General features: G+C 41.6%; 19 protein-coding genes and 1 rRNA gene. 10 read left to right on the forward strand and 10 right to left on the reverse strand.

Translation table 11 applies throughout. The annotated features are described in order from the left end of the window. Positions 1-76, forward strand: a 5S ribosomal RNA gene (rrf, locus tag AAG747_RS29235); the annotation flags it as partial. 243 nt (positions 77-319) lie between these two features. On the opposite strand, the gene AAG747_RS20185 is transcribed toward rrf, so the two are convergent. From AAG747_RS20185 to AAG747_RS20210, 6 genes are all read right to left on the reverse strand, one after another. Continuing rightward, positions 320-730 (reverse strand): hypothetical protein, encoded by a 411-nt coding sequence (locus AAG747_RS20185; protein ID WP_346823031.1) that lies wholly within the window; start codon positions 728-730, stop codon positions 320-322. Between the two features lie 4 nt (positions 731-734). After that, positions 735-1,163, reverse strand: a complete 429-nt coding sequence (locus AAG747_RS20190) for a hypothetical protein (protein WP_346823032.1) — start codon at positions 1,161-1,163, stop codon at positions 735-737. A gap of 117 nt (positions 1,164-1,280) precedes the next feature. Beyond that, a complete protein-coding gene (locus tag AAG747_RS20195; RefSeq protein WP_346823033.1) occupies positions 1,281-1,826 on the reverse strand; it encodes an RNA polymerase sigma factor in 546 nt (181 codons plus the stop codon). 168 nt (positions 1,827-1,994) lie between these two features. After that, positions 1,995-4,151 (reverse strand): M1 family metallopeptidase, encoded by a 2,157-nt coding sequence (locus tag AAG747_RS20200; protein ID WP_346823034.1) that lies wholly within the window; start codon positions 4,149-4,151, stop codon positions 1,995-1,997. Positions 4,152-4,380: 229 nt separating this feature from the next. Then, a complete protein-coding gene (locus tag AAG747_RS20205) occupies positions 4,381-6,579 on the reverse strand; it encodes a protein-disulfide reductase DsbD family protein (protein WP_346823035.1) in 2,199 nt (732 codons plus the stop codon). 361 nt (positions 6,580-6,940) lie between these two features. Next, positions 6,941-7,729: a biotin--[acetyl-CoA-carboxylase] ligase gene (locus AAG747_RS20210; RefSeq protein WP_346823036.1), complete on the reverse strand. Its 789-nt coding sequence runs from the start codon at positions 7,727-7,729 to the stop codon at positions 6,941-6,943. 203 nt (positions 7,730-7,932) lie between these two features. Between AAG747_RS20210 and rsfS the strand changes: the two genes are divergently transcribed. Next, positions 7,933-8,307, forward strand: a complete 375-nt coding sequence (rsfS, locus tag AAG747_RS20215; RefSeq protein ID WP_346823037.1) for a ribosome silencing factor — start codon at positions 7,933-7,935, stop codon at positions 8,305-8,307. Positions 8,308-8,379: 72 nt separating this feature from the next. Continuing rightward, complete coding sequence (gene ftsH, locus AAG747_RS20220; RefSeq protein WP_346823038.1) at positions 8,380-10,416, forward strand: ATP-dependent zinc metalloprotease FtsH; 2,037 nt, start codon at positions 8,380-8,382, stop codon at positions 10,414-10,416. Positions 10,417-10,532: 116 nt separating this feature from the next. Here ftsH and AAG747_RS20225 read toward each other — a convergent pair whose 3' ends face one another. Then, positions 10,533-11,303 (reverse strand): zinc-dependent peptidase, encoded by a 771-nt coding sequence (locus AAG747_RS20225; protein WP_346823039.1) that lies wholly within the window; start codon positions 11,301-11,303, stop codon positions 10,533-10,535. 289 nt (positions 11,304-11,592) lie between these two features. Here AAG747_RS20225 and AAG747_RS20230 point away from each other — a divergent pair, with 289 nt between their 5' ends. The 4 genes from AAG747_RS20230 (at position 11,593) to eboC (ending at position 15,364) form a co-directional block, all read left to right on the forward strand. Next, positions 11,593-12,102, forward strand: a complete 510-nt coding sequence (locus AAG747_RS20230) for an O-acetyl-ADP-ribose deacetylase (protein WP_346823040.1) — start codon at positions 11,593-11,595, stop codon at positions 12,100-12,102. A 75-nt stretch (positions 12,103-12,177) separates the two neighbouring features. Continuing rightward, the gene (locus tag AAG747_RS20235) at positions 12,178-13,137 is read left to right on the forward strand and encodes an EboA domain-containing protein (RefSeq protein WP_346823041.1); all 960 of its coding nucleotides are present in this window, start codon (positions 12,178-12,180) and stop codon (positions 13,135-13,137) included. Positions 13,138-13,261: 124 nt separating this feature from the next. Beyond that, positions 13,262-14,170 (forward strand): TatD family hydrolase, encoded by a 909-nt coding sequence (locus AAG747_RS20240; protein ID WP_346823042.1) that lies wholly within the window; start codon positions 13,262-13,264, stop codon positions 14,168-14,170. Positions 14,171-14,452: 282 nt separating this feature from the next. Beyond that, the gene (gene eboC, locus AAG747_RS20245; protein ID WP_346823043.1) at positions 14,453-15,364 is read left to right on the forward strand and encodes a UbiA-like protein EboC; all 912 of its coding nucleotides are present in this window, start codon (positions 14,453-14,455) and stop codon (positions 15,362-15,364) included. Positions 15,365-15,382: 18 nt separating this feature from the next. Here the strand turns inward: eboC and rnr are convergent, their stop codons facing one another. The 3 genes from rnr to AAG747_RS20260 all read right to left on the reverse strand — a co-directional run bounded on the left by rnr (position 15,383) and on the right by AAG747_RS20260 (position 21,357). Continuing rightward, positions 15,383-17,533: a ribonuclease R gene (gene rnr / locus AAG747_RS20250; RefSeq protein ID WP_346823044.1), complete on the reverse strand. Its 2,151-nt coding sequence runs from the start codon at positions 17,531-17,533 to the stop codon at positions 15,383-15,385. A gap of 340 nt (positions 17,534-17,873) precedes the next feature. Continuing rightward, a complete protein-coding gene (locus AAG747_RS20255) occupies positions 17,874-19,625 on the reverse strand; it encodes an OmpL47-type beta-barrel domain-containing protein (protein WP_346823045.1) in 1,752 nt (583 codons plus the stop codon). Then, entirely contained in the window at positions 19,618-21,357 is a 1,740-nt protein-coding gene (locus tag AAG747_RS20260) for a tetratricopeptide repeat-containing sensor histidine kinase (RefSeq protein ID WP_346823046.1), read from the reverse strand. Before AAG747_RS20260 ends, AAG747_RS20255 begins: the two co-directional genes overlap by 8 nt. Positions 21,358-21,646: 289 nt before the next feature. On the opposite strand from AAG747_RS20260, the gene AAG747_RS20265 reads away from it, so the two are divergent. The 3 genes from AAG747_RS20265 to AAG747_RS20275 all read left to right on the forward strand — a co-directional run bounded on the left by AAG747_RS20265 (position 21,647) and on the right by AAG747_RS20275 (position 24,509). Further along, a complete protein-coding gene (locus tag AAG747_RS20265; protein ID WP_346823047.1) occupies positions 21,647-22,534 on the forward strand; it encodes a hypothetical protein in 888 nt (295 codons plus the stop codon). A gap of 217 nt (positions 22,535-22,751) precedes the next feature. Further along, complete coding sequence (locus AAG747_RS20270) at positions 22,752-23,288, forward strand: RNA polymerase sigma-70 factor (RefSeq protein ID WP_346823048.1); 537 nt, start codon at positions 22,752-22,754, stop codon at positions 23,286-23,288. A gap of 234 nt (positions 23,289-23,522) precedes the next feature. Further along, positions 23,523-24,509 (forward strand): FecR family protein, encoded by a 987-nt coding sequence (locus AAG747_RS20275; RefSeq protein WP_346823049.1) that lies wholly within the window; start codon positions 23,523-23,525, stop codon positions 24,507-24,509. Positions 24,510-24,532 lie beyond the last annotated feature (23 nt).

Consider the following 24,532-nt stretch of genomic DNA (forward strand, 5'->3'; position numbering starts at 1 on the left):
TTCCGAACAGAGAAGTTAAGCCCTGTCGCGCTGATGGTACTGCCGTAACAGGTGGGAGAGTAAGTCATCGCCAGTCTTGTCTTTTTTTACAGCAGCCTATCTCAAGATAGGCTGCTTTTTTTTACCCCCGCCACTTGATGTTGCAGCCAAGACTCGGTCGCTGATTCGCTGAAATATACCCTTTCTAATAAGGTGCTGCTCTTATGGTTCTAAAAAGTATCAGTATACAAAAGGTTTTGGAGTAAAAAAAATATGTGCCTCATCTCCGGAAGGAGGAAGCACATCTGGTTGTGTAATTTTTTTCAATAGCAAACCTCCGTTATTCTTGCCCTATTTTGTTTAAGAGTTTTTTTCTGAATTGTCTTTCGGCAAAATATAACGCAGCCACTTGCCGGACGGAAATAACCTTTAAAAACTTATCAAAATATTTTCTGTTGATTTCAACCTCTTCTTCTTTCAGTTGAAACATAGTTTCGATATCGCTTTTGAGTTGGGCATCACTTTTGGCCAAAACCCCCACTTTCAGTTTATGGATCTTTCTTTGATTCATTCTTTTCTCTTTTTCAAACTCCTCATAAATAGGAAAAAACTGAATGGAATCTTCCTGGCTTAGAGCAAGGGTTTCTTTAATGAATTTGACCTTGATTTGATGTATCCTGTCAGCTCTGGATTGGGCCTGAATGGTTGTGGATACAGCAAATAACAATAACAGACTTAGAGTGTATTTCATAAGATTATAATATTTCTTCTTCAACAAATGCTTCGTCAATAATATCTTCAATATTTAATTGATCGAATTCCGAATGTTCCAGTGAGAGGTTATGCTGTTTGTATGTTTCAAGGATTTCTTCCTCGCTGACTTCATTCAAAAGTAAATACGCTTGTATTTCTTCTTGCTTCAAACCCGAAAGCAGCTCTTCCCATTGGGTTTCAACAGTGTGGGAGTTGCTTGGCTGGTCATTAAGATAGAAATGCGAGATGCCGATATAAATACAGGCAAAGAGTGCAAAGGCAGGCAGCGTAAGCTTTAGAAGAGGTAGTTGCCAAAATGCCTTTTGGGGAGATGGTGTTGTAATCCTTTGCTGTATTTTGTACGGAAGTTTATCAAAATAATCATCCGGTACTTTGAATATGTTCTTTTTGTCAAAATCTTCAATTTTCATAAGTCCTCGAAATTAACAGGGTGATCATCTGCGACAAGGATAATTCTCCCGGGAGATAAATTTATTTACCCATCCATAGCTCCTTACATTCTTTAGATGGAATATTTTCCCAAAAGTTTAATGCTTTTTTAAGTATTCTTCAATTTTTTTTACTGCGTGATGGTAAGATGCCTTTAGAGCGCCAACCGAGGTTCCAAGAATTTCCGACATGTCTTGATAGGACATATCATCAAAGTACTTCATATTAAAAACCAGTCGCTGTTTATCCGGTAATTTGAGTAGAGCTTTCCGGAGTTTGAGTTGGACTTCATCACCGGACAGATAAGCATTTTGCTCCAGCTTTTCTGCCAATTCACTGGCTATATCGTGAATTGGCAGAAAAAACCGCTTTCGCTTTTTCGTCAGAAAATTGAGACATTCATTGGTGGCAATGCGGTAAATCCAGGTATACAGTTGTGATTGTTGCCGGAACGTATTGAGCTTTTCCCATACTTTAATGAACACCTCTTGAGTTAAGTCGTCTGCATCTTCATGGCTGATGACCATTTTACGAATATGCCAATACACTTTTTCCTGATACTTTTTCACTAATAGGTGAAATGCATAGTGTTGGGTATCGGCCTGACAAAATTTTTCTAATAACTCAAAGTCTTTTAAAGACATGGATAATCGTTTAGCGGCACATAAGATCTTTAAGGCAAGAATTAGACAGAATTATTGCAAGAAGGTTTAATGGAGGCCAAAGAAATTCTTAGAAAGGATAAGGAGTACATACAAAAACAGCGTCAAAGTTTCCTCTGACGCTGTTTTTGTATCAAAATGTGGATGGTTTTATTTTCCCGTTTTCTCTTTAAACATTTTGAATCGGCTAGGCAATGTCTTTTTAGGCCAATAATTATTGCTCATATCCGTATCGGCTGTTTCCAACATTGGATCCAAAGCGATGTTGGTAATTTTTTTATTTCTGACAAATACTTTCGAAATGTTTTCATCATTGTAACGCCATACTTCCGCCGGAAGCTTGATCAGTTCATTACTACCGTCTTCGTAGGTAAACTCTAAAATGACAGGCATTACCAAGCCTCCCTTATTTGTGAAAGAGAGCTCATAGAAGTTGGTGTTATCTTTAATTTGTGCTTTTTGCTTGTCTTCCAATTTGCCATAGAACGCTTGGTATTTTTCAGGATCATCCAATTCTTCTTCAGGAATGTTGCCTTTTGCAGAACCTTCTTCTCCTTCAAATTTATACCGTACTACTTTGTCCAAGCTAACATCCACATGGTCGACAGTGTAGAACCAACCTCTCCAGAACCAGTCCAGATCTACTGCAGAAGCGTCTTCCATAGTACGGAAAAAGTCTGTAGGTGTCGGATGCTTGAAAGCCCATCTTTGCGAGTATTCTTTGAAAGCGACATCAAACAAGTCACGACCCATTACCGTTTCCCGGAGGATATTTAAAGCCGTAGCAGGTTTGGTATAGGCATTCGGTCCGAAGTTTTGAATCTGTTCGGAGTTGGTCATGATAGGACTCAGGTTCTTTTTGCTCATGTTCATATAAGGAACAATGTTCTGAGGCTTCGCCCGGCTGGCAGGAAATGGCTCGCCAAACTCATCTTCAAAGGCCACCTCTGTCAGGTATTCCACAAAGGTATTCAGACCTTCATCCATCCAAGTCCACTGTCTTTCGTCCGAATTGATAATCATTGGGAAGAAGTTGTGCCCGACTTCGTGGATAATCACTCCGATCATTCCGTATTTTGTCCGGTCGGTATAATTTCCTTTTTCATCACAACGGCCATAGTTAAAGCAAATCATCGGGTACTCCATACCGATACGAGCTGCATTTACGGAAATAGCTTTATGATAAGGATAGTCAATGGTATGTTTCGAATAAACTTTTAAAGTATGTGCTACTACCCGGGTAGAGTACTTTTCCCAAAGAGGGTTTCCTTCTTTGGGGTAATACGACATGGCCATGATGGTTTTTCCGCCGATATTCACACCCATTGCATCCCAGATGAATTTACGGGAAGAAGCAAAGGCAAAGTCTCTTACATCTTCGGCATGAAATACCCAGGTCTTTTTACCGGTTAGTTTTTTCTTCTCTTTTTTCTGAGCTTCTTTCTGGCTAACGATCATTACCGGATCTTTGGCCGTTTCAGCATCTTTCAGCAATTTCATTTGCTCGTAGCTCAATACATCTACAGGGTTTTGCAATTTACCTGTTGCACCTACGATGTGGTCTTCAGGAACGGTGATGCTTACTTTATAATCGCCAAAAGGAAGCGAAAACTCTCCTGATCCCAAGAATTGTTTGTTTTGCCAACCTTCGTAATCGTTGTACACACACATTCTGGGAAAGAACTGAGCAATGGTATATAAATAGTTGTCGTCTTTTTCGAAATATTCATACCCTGAGCGGCCACCTAATTCCATCCGGTCATTGATGTTGAAGTACCAGTCAATTTGAAAGGCAAATTGGTCTCCGGTATAAAGCGTTTTAGGCAAGTCAATCCGCATCATCGTTTTATTGATGGTATAGGGAAGGTCTTTTCCTTGCACGTCTTTGACAGCATTGATTTTAAATCCACCGTCAAAGTCTTTCGGCAAGACTTTGCCCATGGTATAGGCATTCATTTTAGGGCGCATGGAGTTGTTAGCCGTACTATAAGAATCCGAATCCTTAGCCCTTACATTTTGGTCCAATTGTACCCAAAGATAAGTGAGAGGGTCCGGCGAGTGGTTGGTATACGTAATGGTTTCGTGTCCGGTAATCGACTGCTTGTCATCGTTGAGCTCAATATCCATTTCATAGTCGGCCTGGTTTTGCCAGTACTCCGGACCCGGAGCACCACTGGCCGTCCGGTATTTATTCGGGCTTCTCAGCAAAGGCCCTAACTGCTCAAACTTATCAGAATGTTGCCTTTCCTGTGCATAGGCTTGCCAACACACCGCAAAAGCAAAAATGAGTGCAAGTGCTTTTTTCATTGTGTAAGGATTGATTTACTGTTCGAATAAATTATCATAGAGAGTTACTCCACCCCCTTTAGGAAAGAGTATTATTTAAATCTTAGGAGATCTACTTCAAATCTACAGGAAGATTATAGCAATGAAGGACAAATCTCTGAAAAATTTCAAGAAAGAGAACCTTGGGAGGTCAAAAAACTAGATTTACGGTAGTAAAAAGCCCCGGATCAATTTCCGGGGCTTTTAAGAATTAGTTATTAGCTAAATTTTGTGTGCGGTTGTTAAATTCTTTCAGACCCGAATCTAAAAAGTCAACAAAGTTATTCACATCCAAATCATAGGCTTGTGGTTTCACCAACAGGTTACCTTCGTAGTCTAAGAGAACATAGAAGGGTTGGGCGTTATTTCTAAACCGGTCAATTTGAATGGCCATGTTCTTTTGCCCAATGGTTTTCTTTACCTTGTTATCGTATGCGGAAGTAATCCAGTCGCTTTCAGGCAAAGCAGTAGGGTCGTCCACATATAAAGCAATGACTACATAGTCCTTTTTCAAACGTTCCAAAACAGGCTTTGCCACCCATACATTGTCTTCCATTTTCCGGCAATTGGCGCAGCCATGCCCGGTGAAATCGATGAATACCGGTTTGCCCGCCTTTTTCGCTGCGGCTAAACCTTGTTCAAGCTCGAAATACCCGTTTAACCCGTGTGGGAGTTCAAACTTATCCTTGTATTTCACTTCTTCATCAGAGGCTAATTGGTAGGTGTTGCCTTCCGTTTGTGTAGGGGCATTGTCTCTTACTACTTGGTGTAAGTCAAAACTATGACGTGTTTGAGGAGGTAAGATTCCTGACAAGACTTTTAAAGGAGCTCCGAACATACCTGGGATCAAATAAATCACAAAGGTGAAGCTAAGCAATGCTAACAGTAACCTGGGAACACTGACATTACTGATAGGGCTATCGTGTGGCAGGCGGATTTTACCTAGATAATATAAGCCCATAAAGGTGAAAATGGCAATCCAAATGGCCACATTGATATCCCTGTCCAAAATACCCCAGTGGTAAACCAAGTCCACCATACTCAGGAATTTGAAGGCAAAGGCCAATTCAATAAAACCTAAAGTCACTTTGACGGAGTTCAACCAACCACCGGATTTTGGCAATTTGTTCATTGTTTGAGGGAAGAATGCAAAGAAGGTAAATGGCAAGGCAAAAGCCATGGCAAAGGCAAACATCCCCGCAGCCGGGCGGATAATCTCTCCACCGGCCGAGTATAACAAAATACTTCCCACAATAGGCCCGGTACAAGAGAAAGAAACCAATACCAACGTAAAAGCCATAAAGAAGGAACCTAAAAAGCCTCCCTTTTCCGCTTGTTGGTCGATTTTATTCACTAAAGAGTTTGGTAATACAATTTCGAACATTCCGAAGAATGACAAAGCAAAAACAATAAAAATGCTAAAAAACAACAGGTTGGGCAGCCAGTGGGTACTGATAATATTGGCTGCTTCCGGGCCCGCAATGGGTGTCAGGATAAACCCTACAATGGTATAGATCAGGATGATGGAAATACCATAGGCCAAAGCCTGGGCTCTTCCCTTGGCTTTGTTTTCACTCCCTTTGGTGAAAAAGGAAACGGTCAAGGGAATCATCGGAAAGACACAAGGAGTGAAGATGGCCGCCAAACCACCCAAAAAGGCAAAAAGCATAAAGGATAATAAGTCTTTGTGCCCTTCGTCTATTTCAGGATTGACTTCTTCGAAATTGGTGATAGAAGGCGAAGAACTGCTTTTCTCTACTTTTTCTTTTGAAGTAGTAGTCACAGGTGTTTCCTGTGGAGTTTCAGTTACTGCCTTCTCCTCTTCACTTTCCGTTTGGGGAGTGTTTTCGTTTGAACTTGTAAGCTCTTTTTCTTCAAAAGCTTCTTCTTCTTTTACCGGGGCAGCAGCAATGGCAATGTCATTTGAGCCAAAAGAAAATTCATCATCGGAGTTGATGCATTTACCATCAATATCGCTACAGGTTTGAAAACTAACTTGTACATTCACTGTAAAATCTTTTTTCAAGACTTTTACCTTCTGTCTGAATTCTCCTTTAGTATAAAATTTAGAGATATCACCTTCCCACAAATCATCGTATTGGGTTTTGGCTCCGATGGGTTTGATCTCTCCTACTAATTCGTAGGAATCATTTTTTTCAAATTGAAAAGTAGTGACCAGAGGGCCTAAGTCCGGATCAAAATCCGAAGAATACAGGTACCAATCCCTTTGAATATCTGCCAGGAAAATCAACTCGATTGTCTCTCCAACTTTTGCCTCTTTTTTTGATACATCGGTTCTCCATGTGGTCGGTTCCAGTATCTGGGAAAATCCTTGTGCAGAAGCCAGGAGCAGAAAAATCCCTGCAAAGAATGCTGTTATCTTATGTTGCCTACTGCCCTGATATTTCATTGCTTTTATTGGTTTGTTTAAAGAATGAGAAAATGATTAATATGGATATATGATAATTCTTTCAAATTTAGTACATAATGCCAAAATTCTAACTACACACGATTGAAATCGGTTCGGCAAACCGGGTGAGCTGTTGCTATCATTCAATGAATTGTAAACTCACAGAAGTGAACTGAAAGGGAGGCCACGTTCCCTGATATTGCTCGATTTTTATTAGAGAAGTAGTTGGTAATTACCCAAGAATTATCTTGTCTGTAAGGCTATGGGCAACACCTTGTGAAGGTGTGGGATGTAGGGTACTCAATGACTTGATTGAGAGCTTTTAATAAAGAATTCCTTGGCTTTTTTAACTGCAATGAAGTTAGCCGCTTACATTGTTCATTAAAAACTCTACTTCCTTAAACTTAAAATAATAGACTTTACTCTTAAGGTCCAGGTCGTGTATGGCCAATTGCCCGGATTGATTAATGCCAAGCACCTGCCCCCGGAAGGTTCTCCCGGAAGCTACTTCTCTGTACTTGCGGATTGCCTGAAAGCCCAACAACTCCTTTTGATAAGTTGCTTTTAGCTGGCCCCATTCCAACCTTTTTAATTCCAGGTATCTATGTTCCAACAGAGGCAAAAGCTCTTCGAGCAGATCGTTCAATACATAGGTTTTTCCCGTAAATTGTGATAGAGAGCCAGCCCTAGAATGTGTAAATTGTTGTTGGTTGATATTCAGCCCTATGCCGGCGATGGAATATTCCAAGGTATGCCCTTGCAATTGATTTTCGATTAGAATACCACAAAGTTTTTTTTCCCGGAAATAGAGATCGTTCGGCCATTTTACTTTTACCTCTGGAGACAGGTGCTGGCTCAGAAAATCCCGGATGCCTAAACTTACCGCCATACTCAATTGAAATTGATCGACAGGTTGGAGAAAAGTAGGAGTGAAAACCAAGGAGAAGGTTAGGTTTTGATAAGGGGAGGATTCCCAGCTATTTCCCCGTTGTCCGCGGGCGGCTGTTTGTTCGGAAGTGATCACAAGGCTCCCTTCCCCGGCTTCCCCTTTCCGGATGAAGTCGGCGGCTATGTCATTAGTTGACTGACATGATGGCAGGTAAATAACTTTTTTGCCCAGAAACGAAGTATTGGTAAAACTTTTATACAAGTATTTTTTAGTTTTGTGTATACTGCAATGCTGCAGAAGAGTAAAACAGAAGTTAATTGATTTTTTTATTAAGAAAAACCTAATTAAGTTCGAGCATATCCCTGGCAGAAGGCGATTTTTTAAGCCCATCTCTGAAAGGAAGACACCATTCCTCTTTAAAGCGTGTGGTAAAAGTAGTAATCTACAGAATTTTAAAAAAGCGAATGATCAAACAAGTCAAAGAAGTAGATTCAAAAGAATTGGCAGAAGCGATAATCTTTGGGATGCAAGAGAAAAAGGCCCAGGATGTAGTGGTGATGGATTTGCGCAAAATAAAAAATGCAATTGCGGATTATTTTGTGATTTGTTCGGGAAGCTCAGATACACAAGTGCAAGCCTTGGCATCGAGTGTGGAAGAACAAGTGTATAAGAAACATCAGGAAGATCCCTGGAAAAAAGAAGGCGTATCCAATTGTGAATGGGTATTGTTAGATTATGTGGACGTAGTGGTGCACATCTTCCTGAAAGACAAACGGCAGTTTTACGGACTGGAAGAACTTTGGGGAGATGCTGAGATCATCAGCTTGGAAAACAAATAGTCGGGAATTAATGTTCTACCAACGGAATACTAGATAGAAGAAGATAATTTCAAAATATTTGAGGATTGAAATATGGCAAATAACCCAAAAAAGAATCTTATCCCTAAAAATAACTCTCCTAAAAACAACTACCAGGTGTGGCTGTTGGTGTCTTTGATCATTGTGATCATCGGTTTGACCTATTTTAGCCGTAGCAAAGACCTGGTAAGCATTAACATGAAGCGCTTTGAGGAGATGCTTGTTGCAGGTGATGTGTCCAAAGTGACCGTAGTGAACAAAGAGTTTGTGGAGGTTACCTTGAATCAGGAAGCGGTGAAAAAAGACCGCTATAAAAATGAAATCGGGCAAGGGAGTCCTTTTTCCATTACACAAGGTCCTCATTACACCATGCGGATCCTGTCTCCGGAGAAGTTTGTAGAGGAATTTGAAAAGTTCCAACAACAGCTTCCGGAGAATAAACAAATTGGCTTGAATGTAGAAAAAAGGGAGGACTTTAGTGGCTGGTTTGTTTCCTGGGCCATTTTCTTCTTATTGATTTTCGGTTTCTGGCTGTTGATGAGAAGGATGACCACCGGAGGGGCCGGAGGACAGATTTTCAACATTGGCAAATCACGCGCAGCATTGTTTGATGCTGAGAATAAGGTGAAGATTACCTTTAGTGATGTCGCCGGCCTGGATGAAGCCAAAGAAGAAGTGGAAGAAGTGGTGCAATTCCTGAGAAACCCTTCCAAATACACTAACCTGGGAGGTAAAATTCCGAAAGGAGTATTGCTGGTAGGCCCTCCGGGTACAGGTAAAACCCTATTGGCCAAAGCGGTAGCAGGAGAGTCGGGTGTCCCTTTCTTTAGCCTTTCGGGTTCCGACTTTGTGGAGATGTTTGTTGGGGTAGGAGCCGCCCGTGTACGTGACCTATTCAAACAGGCCAAAGAAAAAGCGCCTTGTATTATCTTTATTGATGAAATTGATGCTATCGGACGTTCCAGAGGAAAAGGACAAATGCCTGGAGCTAACGATGAACGCGAAAATACCTTGAACTCTTTGTTGGTGGAAATGGATGGTTTTGCCACGGATTCGGGAGTCATCATTATGGGGGCTACCAACCGCCCTGATGTATTGGATTCTGCTTTGTTACGTCCCGGACGTTTCGATCGCCAGATCAGTATAGACAAACCGGACATCAAAGGAAGAGAAACCATCTTTAAAGTGCATTTGCGTCCGATCAAGTTGGATAACGATGTGAATCCTAAAAAATTAGCAGCGTTGACTCCAGGGTTTGCCGGAGCCGAAATCGCCAATGTTTGTAACGAAGCGGCATTGATCGCTGCCCGTAAGGACAAGAAAGCTGTGGAAATGGACGATTTCCAAAGTGCTATTGACCGGGTGATTGGCGGTTTGGAGAAAAAGAACAAAATTATTTCTCCGGATGAAAAGAAAATTGTAGCCTACCACGAAGCAGGTCATGCCGTGTCAGGTTGGTTCTTAGAGCATGCCGATCCTTTGGTGAAAGTAAGTATTGTTCCTAGGGGAGTGGCAGCATTGGGGTATGCTCAATATTTACCCAAAGAGCAGTTCTTATATACCACCGAGCAAATGCTGGACGAAATCTGTATGTCTTTAGGAGGTAGAGCCGCTGAAGAAATTATCTTTAATAAGATTTCTACAGGAGCACTTAGCGACTTGGAACGCACCACCAAAATGGCCTATAGCATGGTGTCAGTGTATGGTATGAATGAAGAAATCGGGCATATTTCTTTCTACGATCCGAAACGCTCCGATTATGCTTTTGACAAACCGTATTCGGAAGCAACAGCTACCAAAATTGATCAAGAGGTGAAGAAACTGATTGATGCGGCTTATGAGCGTACAAAACAGTTGCTACTCGAAAAAAGAGATGCCTTGGAAGCAATTGCTCAAGAACTTTTGGAAAAAGAGATCATTTTCCAAAATGACTTGGAGCGCTTAATCGGAAAACGACCTTTCGAGCATAAAACCGTTTACCAAGAGTTTACCGAAGAGCATGACAATGGAGAAGCTGATGAGGAAGCAAAAAAATCTTTGAATCAAGGTGAAGAAGACAAAGAAAAATTAGAAAAATCAGAGCAAAAATAAAGAACCAATTGTCTTTAAAATATCAGAGCCGCTTTCTTTCGAAAGCGGCTTTTTTATTATTTATCCTAGAAAGGAGCGGAAGAAAGCCAAAATGCAAAAGAACCGTTGGCGATACCCTAATGAGTCAGAAGTACTAAAGGGTCTTGCCCAAGTAATAGAACCATACTCTGATATAATTCCGGTTCCTGTGTTTTAAATTGTTCGGGCTTTTCAAAAAAGCACTCTACCGCTACGGCAAAAAATTCGTGATCGTTTACCTGACCATAAGCCCGGAAAATACTCTTCTCTCCCGATGCAATACGTTCCCGTTTTTTCGTACTGAGCGAAAGCCACTTTTCCAATTGATGTGTGGGCAAAAATTTATATTCTTTATTCAAAATCCGGTTTTCCAACTTTAAGGCATGTGCCATTTCATGCAAGCCCAAGTTGACTCCATCGTGTGGATGTATATACCCCTCTATAAAATTTTTCCATGAGAGGACGATAATTCCCAGCCATGGGTTGACCTCCCCTTGATGGTAGTTGTGGTTAATGGTAGAGTAGTAATCGTCCGGATAAATCAGAATTTTCCGGAAGTGCTTCAAGTAAATATCGGGAAGTCCAAACGTCAACTGAACTGCCGAAGCGGCAATTAATGCTTTCATTTCATCTGTGACCTGGGGGAACCCGCGAGGAAAAAACTGTTTGCTGGAGATGAAATACTGAACTCTTCTTTCAAAGAGCTGCTGTTTTTTGGAGGGTAATCTTTTGTAATAAAGAAAATGCTCGATTAAGGCAGTTTTATAATTCTCCTTTAAACGGATAAATGGGTTATGGATAAACTTTGAGCTATTTTGGTAAAATAGGTACAATGAAATAGTACTGACAAGGATTAGAATGAAATACATAGAAATTATCAAATTAATAAGATGGAAGGCACAGAGGGTTATGTTTACTAAGTACTTGCCTTTAGGTATACTATAAGGCAAATATATATTCAATTTGTACGGGAATGAATATGGTGAGAGTTTTCATTTACAAACTTTCAAAATGTGGTAAAGGAATGCTTGGTAAAAGAAATATGAGAAAAAGCATCTTTGTTTTATCAAAATTGACAACAAAAAATATTTGTTTGGTCTCTCAATTAATTATTTTTATTGGTAATAAAAGCAAGCAAAAATTTTGGGGAGGAAGAAAATGGAAATTACGCTAAAGAAGGGAGATATTACCCAACTTAAGGTGGATGCCATCGTCAATGCGGCAAATACATCTCTTTTAGGAGGTGGAGGGGTAGATGGTGCAATTCACCAGGCTGCTGGGCCGGAATTGTTGCAAGAGTGTAAAACTCTTAACGGCTGTCCCACAGGCATGGCCAAAATCACCAAAGGGTATCAGCTTCCTGCATCTTATGTGATTCACACAGTAGGGCCGGTTTGGAAAGGAGGCAACCACAAAGAAGCCGAGTTATTGGCCAATGCTTATGCTCACAGTTTGAAATTGGCTGAAAAACATCAACTAAAGTCTGTGGTTTTTCCCAATATTAGTACGGGAGTATATGCTTTTCCGAAAGAAGAGGCCGCCCGGATTGCCCTACAAACTGTGAAAGCCTTTGCTAATGAACAAAGTTCTTTGGAACAAGTGATTTTTGTTTGCTTTGATGAAGAGAATTATAAAATTTACGACCAATTAATTAGAGAGCTTGACTAAAAGTACAAGAAAGAGCTTTGCCGGTTAAACAGTCCAAAGCCTTTCCTTTGAAACTCATTAACATAAAAATATCCTATGAACTACCAAGCTGACTTAATCCCAACCCAACAACTTTTTCAACGGTTGATTGATAAGTATGCCACAGAGAACGGAACAGACTGGGTAAAGCAAAAAGCAGAGGCATATAAACAAAGTCCTGCGAATCGTACTTTTTTCCTGATGTTTAGTGCCGCCCCACGTTTTGTCGGCAAAGAACCCATCCCATTTACAACAGAGGAGTTAGCAGAAGCCCAAGCTTTACGTAAGGGATTTGACCTCACTGGTTGGACTATGGACCAATTGGTACGGGTATATTTTGTATTGCACCTTCCGCATAAAGACCAATCGGCCTATGTGCAATTGCTAAATCAAGTATTTGAGATGGCCGATATGCATGAGTTGGTAGCCTTGTACACGGCATTGCCTATATTGCCCCACCCTGAAGCTTTGGCAAAAAGGGCGGCAGAAGGGATTCGTACCAACATGACTGTGGTATTGGATGCCATATGCCTGAATAACCCTTATCCGGCTGAATATTTGGACGAGATAGCCTGGAACCAACTGGTATTGAAATCGGTCTTTACCGAGCGCCCCCTTTACAAAATTTTAGGGGCCGATTCACGGGCGAATGCCCATTTGGCCCATATGCTTTCCGATTATGCTCATGAGCGATGGGCTGCTTCAAGGTTGGTGACTCCGGAGCTGTGGCGTTTTACGGGTCAATTCCTCAATGAGTCGTTACTTCAGGATATGAAGACCTTAGTTGCCAAAGAAGATCCACATGAACGATATGCTGCAATTCTGGCTTGTATGGAGAGTTCTTCCGGCTTGGCAAAAGATCTGCTGAAACACCATCAGGACCTTGTAAAAGAAGTACAAGAAAAACAATTGGATTGGGACCGCCTGGGTGCTGCATATGAAGTTGATAAAGGACCTTTGCCAACAGGTTATCAACAAGCGGGTAGCGGAGTGTCAGTTTCCGATCCGGAAGCATAAGGCAAAAGCTATTCTGTAAAATAAAAGAGGTTTTGACCTTTATCTTTCTCTCTGCATTGTGAGTTTTTCAAAACTAGAAAATGCGGAGATTCCTCATTGATCTTCAATTAAAAAAAATCTAACTATGAACTTAGACAATATCCGGGGAATGAAGTTTTTGGATTCCCATATTCACATGACTTCCCGCACGACTGATGACTATGAAGCCATGAGTAAGGCGGGAGTAGTGGCCATTATCGAGCCTTCATTTTGGTTGGGGCAGCCGCGTACGGAAGTGGGCTCTTTTAAAGATTATTTTAGCAGCCTGGTAGGATGGGAGCGCTTTAGGGCAAGTCAGTTTGGCATTCATCATTATTGTACCATTGGCTTAAACTCTAAAGAAGCGAACAATGAAGCATTGGCTGAACAGGTGATGGAAATATTGCCGATGTATGTTTGCAAAGAAGGAGTTGTAGGGGTTGGAGAAATCGGCTATGATGACCAAACTCCGGCGGAAGACAAATACTTCAGAGCTCAATTGGAGTTGGCAAAAGAAGTGAATTTACCGGTACAAATTCACACACCTCACCGCGATAAACGGGCAGGAACCTCCCGTTCTATGGATGTGGTGGAAGAACACGGCATTCCTCCCCATATGGTGGTGATCGATCATAATAATGAAGAAACCGTGAAAGAAGTACTGGACAGGGGATTTTGGGCAGCCTTTACCATTTACCCTAAAACAAAAATGGGGAAAGAGCGAATGGTAGAAGTATTGAAAAAGTATGGGCCAGAGCGCATTATTGTGGACAGTTCTGCTGATTGGGGAGTAAGCGATCCCCTGTCTGTACCTAAAACTGCCTCCTTGATGTTAAGTCACGGAATCCCGAAAGAGCATGTCGAGCAAGTCTGTTATCAAAACCCTCTGGAGGTGTATAAACAAAGTGGACAGATAGATGAAAATGATTGGTTGAACCCTCAGGGAGTGGATCAGAGAGAGTTGTATAATGGTAACAGTGTGTTGAGAGGTCAGGAACCGATGGTGAATAAGTAAACGATACTGGAATATTTTAATACAAATGTATACATCCTGTACCGGGCTTTTGAAGGCTTGAGGCAGGATGTGTTTTTTCCTCAGATCAGGTTTGTAATCTTTCAGGTGAAATAAGCTTTTAGAGGTTGTAATATGGTTTCTAAAACTGTTATTTAGGAAAATGACAGGCGAGCTTATTTTCTTTCTATCTTTGAAAGATTCAGGAGGGTTTGTCATTTACCTTTGTAAAAATAATCCTACAAAACACAAAAAAGCCTTTTGTGAAAAAGGCCGCTCAATACTATGAAAACAGTTATCGCTTATTTAAGATTAATGCGCCCGGCAAATATTCTCACAGCCATTGCTGATATCATGTTGGGGTATGCCGTTACCGGATCTGTCATTGAAATTTGGAACAGTGAGGAAAAATGGCTGATTAACCCGGATATTTCAGCGTTGCTCTGGTTAGTTATTGCCACAATAGGCCTTTATGGAGGGGGAGTGGTGTTTAACGATGTGTTTGATGCCGAGCTGGACAAAGTAGAGCGCCCCGAACGTCCGATTCCCAGCGGTAAGGCCAGTATCGCGGGAGGAAGTATATTAGGAGCGTTACTCTTGTTGACAGGCGTGCTTGCTGCTTGGCAAGTATCGGCCGTCAGTGCAATATTAGCGTGCGTCACAGCTGCACTCGCTTTAATTTATGATAAAATAGGCAAGCATCACGACTTTTTTGGCCCGTTGAATATGGGGGCTTGCCGGGGAACCAACCTTTTGTTAGGGATGAGTGCCGTAACGGCAACCGTATATCAGTATTGGTACATTGCCTTGATTCCTGTAGTATATATTTCAGCCATCACAATGATTAGCCGGGGCGAGGTACACGGTAAAAACCTAAAGGCCTTGCAAGGGGGGATGGGGTTGTATTTGTTGGTGGTGTTGAGCATTGCCGTTATGGGAGTGTTGGAGCAATATCATTGGCATGCCGCTCTTCCCTTCCTGATGCTTTTTGCCTATCTGATCTTTCCACCCTTGGTTAAAGCCATTCGCAAACAGCGCCCCCAACTTATCGGACGGGCGGTCAAAGCCGGAGTACTTTCGCTGATTGTAATGGATTCAGCCATTGCGGCAGGGTTTGCCGGAATACAATACGGCTTGTTGATTTTATTACTTTTACCGGTTTCGATGTTGCTTGCCAAGGCTTTTGCCGTAACCTAAGCCTTGACAGACCAAGTTTTATAACATTTCAAAGTCAATAGTGCGTTTGGCGATATTGGTATTCTTTACCAATATTTTCACTGGATCACCAATGGCATAGGTTTGCTTATATTTCTTACCAATGACTTGTTTATTTTCTTCATCATAATAATAAAAATCATCTTGCATGGATGAAAGCCGTACCATACCCTCGCATTTGGTGGTATTGAGTTCCACATAAATGCCCCACTCGGTTACTCCGGAGACGATGCCTTCCATCTCTTCATCGATATAGTTCTGCATAAACTCTACCTGCTTGAACTTAATGGAAGCCCGTTCCGCTTCTACCGCCCTTCTTTCCCGCTCGGAGGAGTGTTTGCAACGCTCTTCAAATTCGGCCTTGTCGGCAGCGTTTCCTCCGTCCAGGTACTGTTGCAAAAGGCGGTGTGCCATCATGTCCGGATATCTTCGGATAGGAGAGGTAAAGTGAGAATAATGTTTAAAGCCCAAACCATAATGCCCGAGAGGTTGGGTGGTGTACACGGCTTTGGCCATGGCCCGGATTGCCTGACTTTCGATGATGTTTTGTTCGGGTTTTCCTTCCAGTTCTTTTGCCAGTTGGTTCAACGAACTGGCCAAGTTCGTTTCGTTAAGGTTTAATTCATAACCAAAACGTTTGGCAAAATTGGAGAAATTAGCCACTTTTTCCGGGTCCGGATTGTCGTGAGTCCGGTATACCATCGTTTTGGGTTTGCCTTTCTCCTTTTGTCTGAAAACAAATTCAGCCACTTTTTTATTAGCCAGCAGCATAAACTCTTCAATCAGCTTGTGAGCATCTTTTCTGACTTTCGGGAAAAGCCCCAATGGGCTGCCGGTTTCATCCAAATGGAATACTAATTCTACCGACTCAAAAGAAATGGCTCCGTGTGCAAAGCGCTCTTTCTGGAGTTTTTTAGCCAATTCATTCAAGGTATTGATTTCCGTAGTAAAATCTCCTTCTCCCGTTTCAATGGCTTCCTGTGCTTCTTCGTAAGTAAACCTCCGGTCAGAGTGAATCACTGTACGGCCAAACCATTCGCTTTGTACCTGGGCATATTCATCTAATACGAAGACGGCTGAAAACGTTAACTTGTCTTCATGAGGGCGCAATGAGCACAATTGGTTAGAGAGCTTTTCCGGTAACATCGGTACGGTGCGGTCCACCAGATATACCGAGGTAGCCCGGTTGTATGCTTCCATTTCCAATTCGGTATTGGGCTTTACATAGTGGGTGACATCGGCAATATGGATTCCTATTTCCCAATGACCTTCAGCCGTTTTGCGAATTGAGAGTGCGTCATCAAAATCTTTGGCGTTAAAAGGGTCAATGGTGAAGGTCGTAACCTCCCGCATATCCCTGCGTTTATCGATTTCTTTTTGAGAAATTTTGTCGGGGATATTGGCTGCGGCTAACTCCACATGCTCCGGGAAATTGAACGGTAATCCGTACTCAAACATGATGGCATGGATTTCTGTTTCGTTTTCTCCGGACTTTCCTAATACTCTCTTGACAATTCCTACCGGGTTTTTGTCGGTAGGCGACCATTCGGTAATTTCTACAATCACGCGCTCACCATGCTGTGCTTCTTGTATATCATCCAGATTGACAAACACATCGAAGTGCATTTTTCGATCGTCTACAATAACAAAGGCAAAGCGGGATGAAATTTCGATAGTACCGACAAATTCACTTCTGGAGCGTTTGACTACTTCCGTAACTTCTCCCTCCAGGCGGTTTCTGCGATTGTTGTAGAAGGTGCGAATTTGTACCCGGTCGCCATCCAAAGCACGGTTGAGGTTATTTGAACTGACCCAAATATCTTTTTCCATCCCTTCAACCAGGATATAGGCATAGTGAGGGTTAACATAATCGACCACGCCTTCAAACGAATCCGCCTCTCGGGTTCCTTGAAAGTAGGTGCCCTTTATCCGTTTGATAAAGCCCTCATCAGCCAGGTGTAATATAAAATGTAAAAACTCCTTGCGGGACTTTTTGTCTTTGACTTTAAATGTTTTATATAACGTTTTAATGGATTGCTTTTGGGGGGCTACATTGTTGAGGAAGGAGATGATTTGATTACCTAATTGGGCGGTTACTTTTACCCGTTTGGTAGTTTTCTTTTTCTGTTTTGTTTTATTCTGTCGCTTCATGCGCTTTGGGTGTTAATAAGTTAGTTCTAAAAAATTATTTACAAATTGGTAGGTGTAAATTGCCTAAAATCAAGACAAATCACAAGTCTTTTTAATATCATTGAGGTGCTTGAAAGAAGAGGGAGAAGGATCCCGCATGCCAACGCCTACATTTTTCTGACGGGCTAAAGATACGATAATTTAAGGGACATAAACAAGTAATTGAAGAAATATCAAAAAAATATTCTCAACAATTACCTAGTGTAGGTGAGTTATTTGGCTTATTGTCTTCCTCGAAAAAAGATGGCAAGAGATAGGTAATGCCTTTTCAAAGACATTACCTATCTCCCGCCATATAAGCTTATTGTTTGGCCGATCCTTGCTGCCGGCTTGTTCTAAAGCTGATTTCTTTTGTGGAACTATTGCCTAAGTAGTCCACAGCCCTGATTTTCAAACGATATTTTTTATTGGGCTTAAGTCTGGAAATTTGCCCGGAGTACAGTCGTTCAGCTTGATCATTAAGGGAGTAGTAGATGTTTTCTAAGCCTGCGTATGTATCCGTGGCGGAAAGGAAAATACCTACATGAGCCGGATAAATATCCAGGTTGCCTTTGGTATCAATTGCGCCTACACTGAAGTTAATAAAGATTTTAGGGGCAGAATGATCCGTAAAGAAAAAGAGCCTTTCGACGTTCCGGTTATTCACATTGTCATAGCCAAAAAACTCCAATTGATGTAAGCCCTCTTTTGCCTGGGTTAAAGGCTGGGTGTATTCCGTTTCGGAGAGTTCCCCGTCAAAACTGTAGGTGATTTTCTGTAAACCGGACTCTCCGTCCACCGCTGCAAGTTGGATGGTATTGTTAGGGCCAATCAATAGAGTATCCTTCCGGTATAAGTGTTTTCCATTGATGGAATGTGAAAGTGTGGGGCCGGTAAGGTCTACATATACTTTACTTACATTATGTTTAAACTCTTCATAGCCGGTAGCATTCCCGGATTGTGTCTGGTTGTTCAGGTTATCAACCGAATAGTAGCGGATGTAATGTTCTCCGGTCACATTGGGTAAGTAAAAAGGATTTTGATATTCGAGGAATTCCCCGTTGTCAATAGAATATTTGATTTCTTTGACCCCTACTTTGTTGTCGATGGCAGTCAGTTTAAGTTTGGTCCTTCCGGAAAAATATATCTGGTTGTTGGCCAGGTAGCGATCACCTAATATATCTGCTGCCATCAAAGGAGCGCTTTTATCCAGGTAAAATTCAAAAGTCTTTTCTTGTTCCTTATTCCCTACTTCATCTTCAGAATAATAAGTAATCCGGTGATGGCCTTCTTCCAGAAATGCAAAGTCAATTCCTTTTCCATTGTACACTTTGTACGTCCCTTCGTCAAATTTGTAATAAGTTGCTTTGACTCCGGAGAGTTTGTCATTTTTTAAAAGGTAAATCTTGCTTGAAAGGGAGATTACATTCTCCTTGGTAATGCCATTGACGTTCAGATTGGATACCGGAGCTTCCAAATCTACAATAAATTGTTTCTGCTCGACCGGACTGGCATTGCCCACAAAGTCTACAGCATAAAATTTAACCTCAAACTCTCCTTGTTGGTCCATTTGTACAGGCTCGGTATACGCTATGAAACGTTCGGAGTTGACAGCATAGTAGATTTGTTTTACCCCGGACATTTTATCTTCGGATTGTAGTTGTATGGATAGAGACGAACCATAATAGGTCTTCCCGGCAGCTTGATGTATCTGGGCATCCTGAAACGTATTCTTTATGGAAGGGGCCATGCCATCGGCATAAATCTCCAACATTACCTCTTGATGAGGGGTCACGGTATTTTGAGTCTCTTTATCTACGGCATACCGGGTGCGTATATAATTTAAGCCTTCGGTATCCAGGTAGAGAGGGTCGGCATATTGAGGTTTGGCAGCCCGCGTAAGGCGTTGTTGGGCCGAGTCCGGAGTGCTGGATACCCAAAGGTATACCGGAAGTTTTTTGTTCCAATATAACCTGCCGGCCGAATCTAGGTGATGGGTGGCCTCATGCGGTTGGGCCTGTGCCCAACCTCCACACAAGATTAGAAATAAGTTGGTTAGAAGTAGTTTATTCATAGGACTTAAATGTTAATTCAACGGTAGTGCCCTGGTTAGGTTGGCTTTCTACATGAATCGCACCTTGGCTTATCCTGACAAGCTCAGCACTGAGTACAATGCCTAGTCCGGTTCCTTTTTCTTTGGCTGTGCCATAGGTGGATTTATTACTACTGAAATCAAACAGGGAGTCAATTTTATCTTGTGTCATGCCGATGCCATTATCTGTAATGGACAGGCGTATTTTTTCTGAAAGTTGCGTTCCGCTGATTTTTACCTCTCCTCCGTGGGGGGTAAACTTGATGGCATTTTGCATCAGGTTTCTCACCACAATTTTCAACATATCCGGATCGGCCAAAGCATGAAGTGAAGCAGGGACTTCATTGGACAAACGGATGGACTTGGCTTCTGCCAAAGAGGCTAACAGCCGACTGTTTTGCTCTACTACTTCATACATAGCCACTTTATCAAATTGGGGCTTGAGCTCTTGCATCTGCGTTCTGGACCAATGCAAAAGATTTTCTAATAAATCGGCACTGGCCGAAAGCCGGGTTTTTAATTGTAGAAATATACGGGTGAGCTCTTCCGAAAAATCAAAATCATCGATGATATAAAAAAAACTCTGCAAAGAGCTGATCGGGCTCCTCAGGTCGTGCGCAATGATGGAAAAGATTTTGTTCTTTACCTCATTGGAATGTGCTAATTCTTGCTTTTGCTTCTCTATGGACAAGTTTTGCTCATGCAAGCGTTTGTTTTGCCTGGCGCCTTTGCGAAGAAAGAAAAATAACAGACCGGCAATCGACAGTAAAGAGAGTGAAACAATAATCGAAAGATTCCGGATATAGGCTTTCTCTTGTTTTAGTACCTGATTTTCTTTCTCTTTGAGCAAAGCCTCTGCCGACTGTATTTCCCGCTCGCGCTTGAGAAGCGTAACCTCCAGTTCTTTTTTGGAGAGGTGGGTATATAAGTTCTGGTTTATGGATTCTACTTCGTGGATTTCCTTTTCTTTTTCCTTGATCTCCATTTGTTTTTTTAAGAGTTCTAGCTCTTTGGCTTGTTTTTCGGCCAGTGCCAGCTTTTTTTGAATACTTTCCTCTTTCAGTTCTTGAGAAAGTTTATTGACCTTGTTGCGCTGTAACTGCTCATGAAAGGATTTGTATAATTCAAAATACTTTAAGGTCTGCTCCACATCTCCCTTTTTCTCATAAGTTTCCGATAGCATCCCATATACGCTTTTCATTTGATTCACATCATTGAGTTCCCGGGCTGTGGTAAGTGCTTGTTGTAAATCTTCGATAGCGAGATCGTATTTTTTTAGATTGCTGTAAGCAATAGAGCGGTTGATCAGGGCCGATATCATGCCCACAGGCTCATGGCCGGCTTTCCGGGCGGCCAGGGTTTTGGTGAAGTGTTTTAAAGAGCTTTCATAATCCTGTATATCTCCGTAAAGCATGCCCAGGTTGTTATGAATCATGGCCACACCATTTTCATTTTCCAACTTGGCATTGAGTGATAAGGAACGCTCGTAGTACTGAATAGCCTCATTATAATTGTTATGGTTCCAATAAATAAAAGCGGCATCATTCAGCATTCTGGATGCTTCCTTGTAATTATTTTTACTAAGGTATTCATGGTGTTTGGACAGGTAAGTAGCCACCTTCCCTGAGTCGCTTCTGGAAAGAGGCTGAATTTGGGTGTATCCCAATGAACGTAAACCTACTAATAGGAATAGCGTCAGGATTATAGGTCTCATTCGCAAAGAAGATAGTGTTAGTTTAAGCCTTAAGGTATACTGAAAATCCCTGATTTTTTGCTAGAAAAATTCAACGTTTAAGAGTGCAAATCTAAGTAGTAAAATGAGAAATAAAAGCAGAATGTGAAATAGTGTTTGGATTTATTATAAATTATTTTTTTGAACTGGTATGCAGTGTGTTAGTCCCATCCTTAAATGGTTTTTTTGCTTAAAAAATCAATTTGTTAAATTGTAAATGCCTTTTGGTTGGCATGTAAATTTACGATTTTAACGACTAACTGTCAACATCATGTGGTACCTGCTCCTGGCGGCATTGTGCACCTTTCTCACCTATTTTCATTTCAAGGTTTTTGCGCTGTATAATATAGCCACTCTTCCCGCCTTGTTGACTAACTATGTTGTATGTGTAATAGCGGGCTTGTTATTTTTCCCTATTGAGTCATGGGAGAGTTTGTTACATAAGGATTGGCTTTATTGGGCGGGGTTATTGGGAGCTTTGTTCATCTTGCATTATCTACTCTTGATTTATGCCACGGCCCGAGTAGGCTTAGCAATTATTACCATTGCCAGTAAAGTTTCCTTCACCTTGCCTGTAGTTATCAGCTTGGTCTATATTCCAAGTGTTTATAAAACCTTGTCGTGGCTTAATTATACAGGTGTGGTATTGTCCGTAATAGCAGTGCTATTTATCTCAATTCAAAGAAAATCCGGTAACGAGTCTACACTCTTCAAATTATCTTCATTACGTTGGGCATGGGTAGTTTTCCTTGTAGGAGGAGGTATCGACACACTGATTAATTTTATCAATTACCGATATTTATCAGAGGAAACGGAGGTAAGTTTTCCCATCGCCACCTTTGCATTTGCTCTGTTAACTGGCGTGGTAGCAACGGGGGTAAAACACTCTTTTCTATCTGGGTTCGGGCAAGTTGTGTTGTTAAAGTCATGCTTGGGGGGTGTGAGTTTGGGAGTCGTGAATTTTTTCTCTTTTTATTTCATTTTAAAAGCCCTCCGGTATTTTCAACACCAAGGTTCATTGGTTTTTCCCTTGCTCAATATTTTGGTGATTTTATTGATCGCAGGCATTTCCAAATGGGGCTTTCGTGAAAAACTCTCCCGGCTCAATTTTTTAGGGATTGCCCTGGCACTGTTGTCATTGTTATTTATTGCTTTGTAAATAAATGATTTGTAAAGTAGAGATGTATATTTTAATCGTGTCTACTGTTGAAAACAGGGTAAGGCTGAGGAGAAGAGTGACTTTGACTTGCTAATTAGCTTTCCGTTTTTGTTTGCCATACAGCAATTAACAACTTCGATTAAATTAATATTCCGGTAACAGCATTTCACTTCAAGCTTTCTAATTTCGCTATGTGGAATAAAAGGAAGTGCTGGCAATGAAAAATTACTTTCAGGCAATACAACAAGGCCAAATGGAAGGTTTGGAAAAGCTTTACGAAAGCTATTACCAACGCCTATGCCGTTTTGCTCATTGTTACCTCCATCAGGCTGAAGTGGCTGAAGATGTGGTATCCGAGATATTTTTACAGCTCTGGGAAAAACGCCATACATTGATCGTTCCTGAAAAAGTGGAAACCTATCTATTTGCCGCCACCCGGAACAAATGCCTGAATTACTTGCGGGACCATCAAAAAACGGAAGATTTCTCTCAAGTACAATTGTCACTGACGCTTCCCTCACCGGAAAAAGGCTATATTCACAAAGAGCAACTCGAAAGAGCCCAAGCTTATATCAATACCTTTCCGGGACAACAAAAGAAAATCTTTATCCTCAGTAGAGTAGAGGGCTTTACCTATAAAGAAATTGCCCAAATACTCAACCTCTCTGAAAAGACGGTAGAACATCATATGGGGCAAGCCCTGAAAAAAATGGCCCGATTTCACGTTGCCCGTTCTCTTGAAATTAAGGATTGATGGGGTAAAATACTCCCGAATAATTAGCCGCAAAGCTAGGTTGAGCCTAAAAAAATAGGATACCTCTTTCATTTTCAACCTTCTTTAGCTTCTGTTAACTCTCTTTTAATTTTTCTGATTTTGATTTAACAAACAGTTCACGGAATTGACTAAGGGTAGAACAGGGGTTTTTGTGCCTTACTCATGAAAGCCGCCCATTGATGGGGCTGGTACTATACAACAAACGTAATGACGATGGAGGAGAATTATAAGGACGATCAACTGTGGGAACTGATGGCCAGGGTGCTGGATGGAGAGGCTACGGCATCACAGCGCAATCAATTGGAGCGGATACTGGAAAAGGAGCAGAAGTTAAAACGGAAGTTTGAAGAGTTGAAGGCTATCCGGAAAGCAAAAGTAGAGATCAACGATACGAACCAGTACAACAAAAGATCTTTTGATCAGCTAAAACAAAAACTTGAGACAACTCAACAAAGCACAAAACGAGATTTTAGTGCTTCGGGCTGGTGGCAGTGGGCTGCTGCAAGTGTGGTACTTCTTCTGGGACTGGGTTTATGGTGGCAAATGAACGGTACGGAGCCGGATTATTTAGAACTTACAGCCCCTGTGGGAGAAGTGGCTCAATACACCTTGCCGGATGGCTCGCAGGTATGGTTAAATGCAGGAAGCTCTTTGCACTACCGGAAGGATTTTCAAGATCACCGGGAGACCTTATTGCAAGGTGAAGGTTTTTTTGCGGTGCAGAAGGATGCCGAACATCCCTTTACGGTAAATACCGGCTCCTTAACGACCAGGGTATTGGGTACCTCTTTTCATATACAAGCTTACCCGGAAATGAAGGAAGAGGTGGAAGTAGCGCTGTTTACCGGGAAGGTAGAAGTGGAAAAACAAGGCGGAAAAGTTTTGGCCGTTTTGTCGCCAGGAGAGCAGTTACACTATCAACATGAAATAGTGGCCGTGTCAACATTTGAACAGACTACGGTAGGAGAGTGGCGTTATGGAAAGTTAAATTTTTACCAAGCTAGTTTTGAGGAAGTGATCGCAAAGTTGGAGAGGAAATTTGACGTGGAAATAACCACTCTCGGAACAGCTGGAGACGAGTTCCGGTTAACAGCTAAATTTGATGAAAAAGCCACTTTAAACGAAGTGCTGGAAGGCTTGGCTTACTTACAGTCTTTTGAGTATACGATCCATCAGCAAAACGTGGAGCTTAGGTTTTAAACATGCTTTTAGAATAAATTGAA

The sequence above is a fragment of the Rapidithrix thailandica genome (genome assembly GCF_039710355.1).
Taxonomy (GTDB): domain Bacteria; phylum Bacteroidota; class Bacteroidia; order Cytophagales; family Flammeovirgaceae; genus Rapidithrix; species Rapidithrix thailandica.

Bases quoted from the DNA above. Each gene is read 5' to 3' on its own strand.
- AAG747_RS20205 (WP_346823035.1), bottom strand. From the start codon at position 6,579: ATGAAATATCAGGGCAGTAGGCAACATAAGATAACAGCATTCTTTGCA.
- AAG747_RS20240 (WP_346823042.1), top strand. From the start codon at position 13,262: ATGAACTTAGACAATATCCGGGGAATGAAGTTTTTGGATTCCCATATT.
- rnr (WP_346823044.1), bottom strand. From the start codon at position 17,533: ATGAAGCGACAGAATAAAACAAAACAGAAAAAGAAAACTACCAAACGG.
- AAG747_RS20265 (WP_346823047.1), top strand. From the start codon at position 21,647: ATGTGGTACCTGCTCCTGGCGGCATTGTGCACCTTTCTCACCTATTTT.
- AAG747_RS20255 (WP_346823045.1), bottom strand. From the start codon at position 19,625: ATGAATAAACTACTTCTAACCAACTTATTTCTAATCTTGTGTGGAGGT.
- AAG747_RS20185 (WP_346823031.1), bottom strand. From the start codon at position 730: ATGAAATACACTCTAAGTCTGTTATTGTTATTTGCTGTATCCACAACC.
- AAG747_RS20225 (WP_346823039.1), bottom strand. From the start codon at position 11,303: ATGTATTTCATTCTAATCCTTGTCAGTACTATTTCATTGTACCTATTT.
- AAG747_RS20235 (WP_346823041.1), top strand. From the start codon at position 12,178: ATGAACTACCAAGCTGACTTAATCCCAACCCAACAACTTTTTCAACGG.
- AAG747_RS20270 (WP_346823048.1), top strand. From the start codon at position 22,752: ATGAAAAATTACTTTCAGGCAATACAACAAGGCCAAATGGAAGGTTTG.
- AAG747_RS20260 (WP_346823046.1), bottom strand. From the start codon at position 21,357: ATGAGACCTATAATCCTGACGCTATTCCTATTAGTAGGTTTACGTTCA.
- ftsH (WP_346823038.1), top strand. From the start codon at position 8,380: ATGGCAAATAACCCAAAAAAGAATCTTATCCCTAAAAATAACTCTCCT.
- AAG747_RS20275 (WP_346823049.1), top strand. From the start codon at position 23,523: ATGGAGGAGAATTATAAGGACGATCAACTGTGGGAACTGATGGCCAGG.
- AAG747_RS20230 (WP_346823040.1), top strand. From the start codon at position 11,593: ATGGAAATTACGCTAAAGAAGGGAGATATTACCCAACTTAAGGTGGAT.
- AAG747_RS20200 (WP_346823034.1), bottom strand. From the start codon at position 4,151: ATGAAAAAAGCACTTGCACTCATTTTTGCTTTTGCGGTGTGTTGGCAA.
- eboC (WP_346823043.1), top strand. From the start codon at position 14,453: ATGAAAACAGTTATCGCTTATTTAAGATTAATGCGCCCGGCAAATATT.
- AAG747_RS20195 (WP_346823033.1), bottom strand. From the start codon at position 1,826: ATGTCTTTAAAAGACTTTGAGTTATTAGAAAAATTTTGTCAGGCCGAT.
- rsfS (WP_346823037.1), top strand. From the start codon at position 7,933: ATGATCAAACAAGTCAAAGAAGTAGATTCAAAAGAATTGGCAGAAGCG.
- AAG747_RS20190 (WP_346823032.1), bottom strand. From the start codon at position 1,163: ATGAAAATTGAAGATTTTGACAAAAAGAACATATTCAAAGTACCGGAT.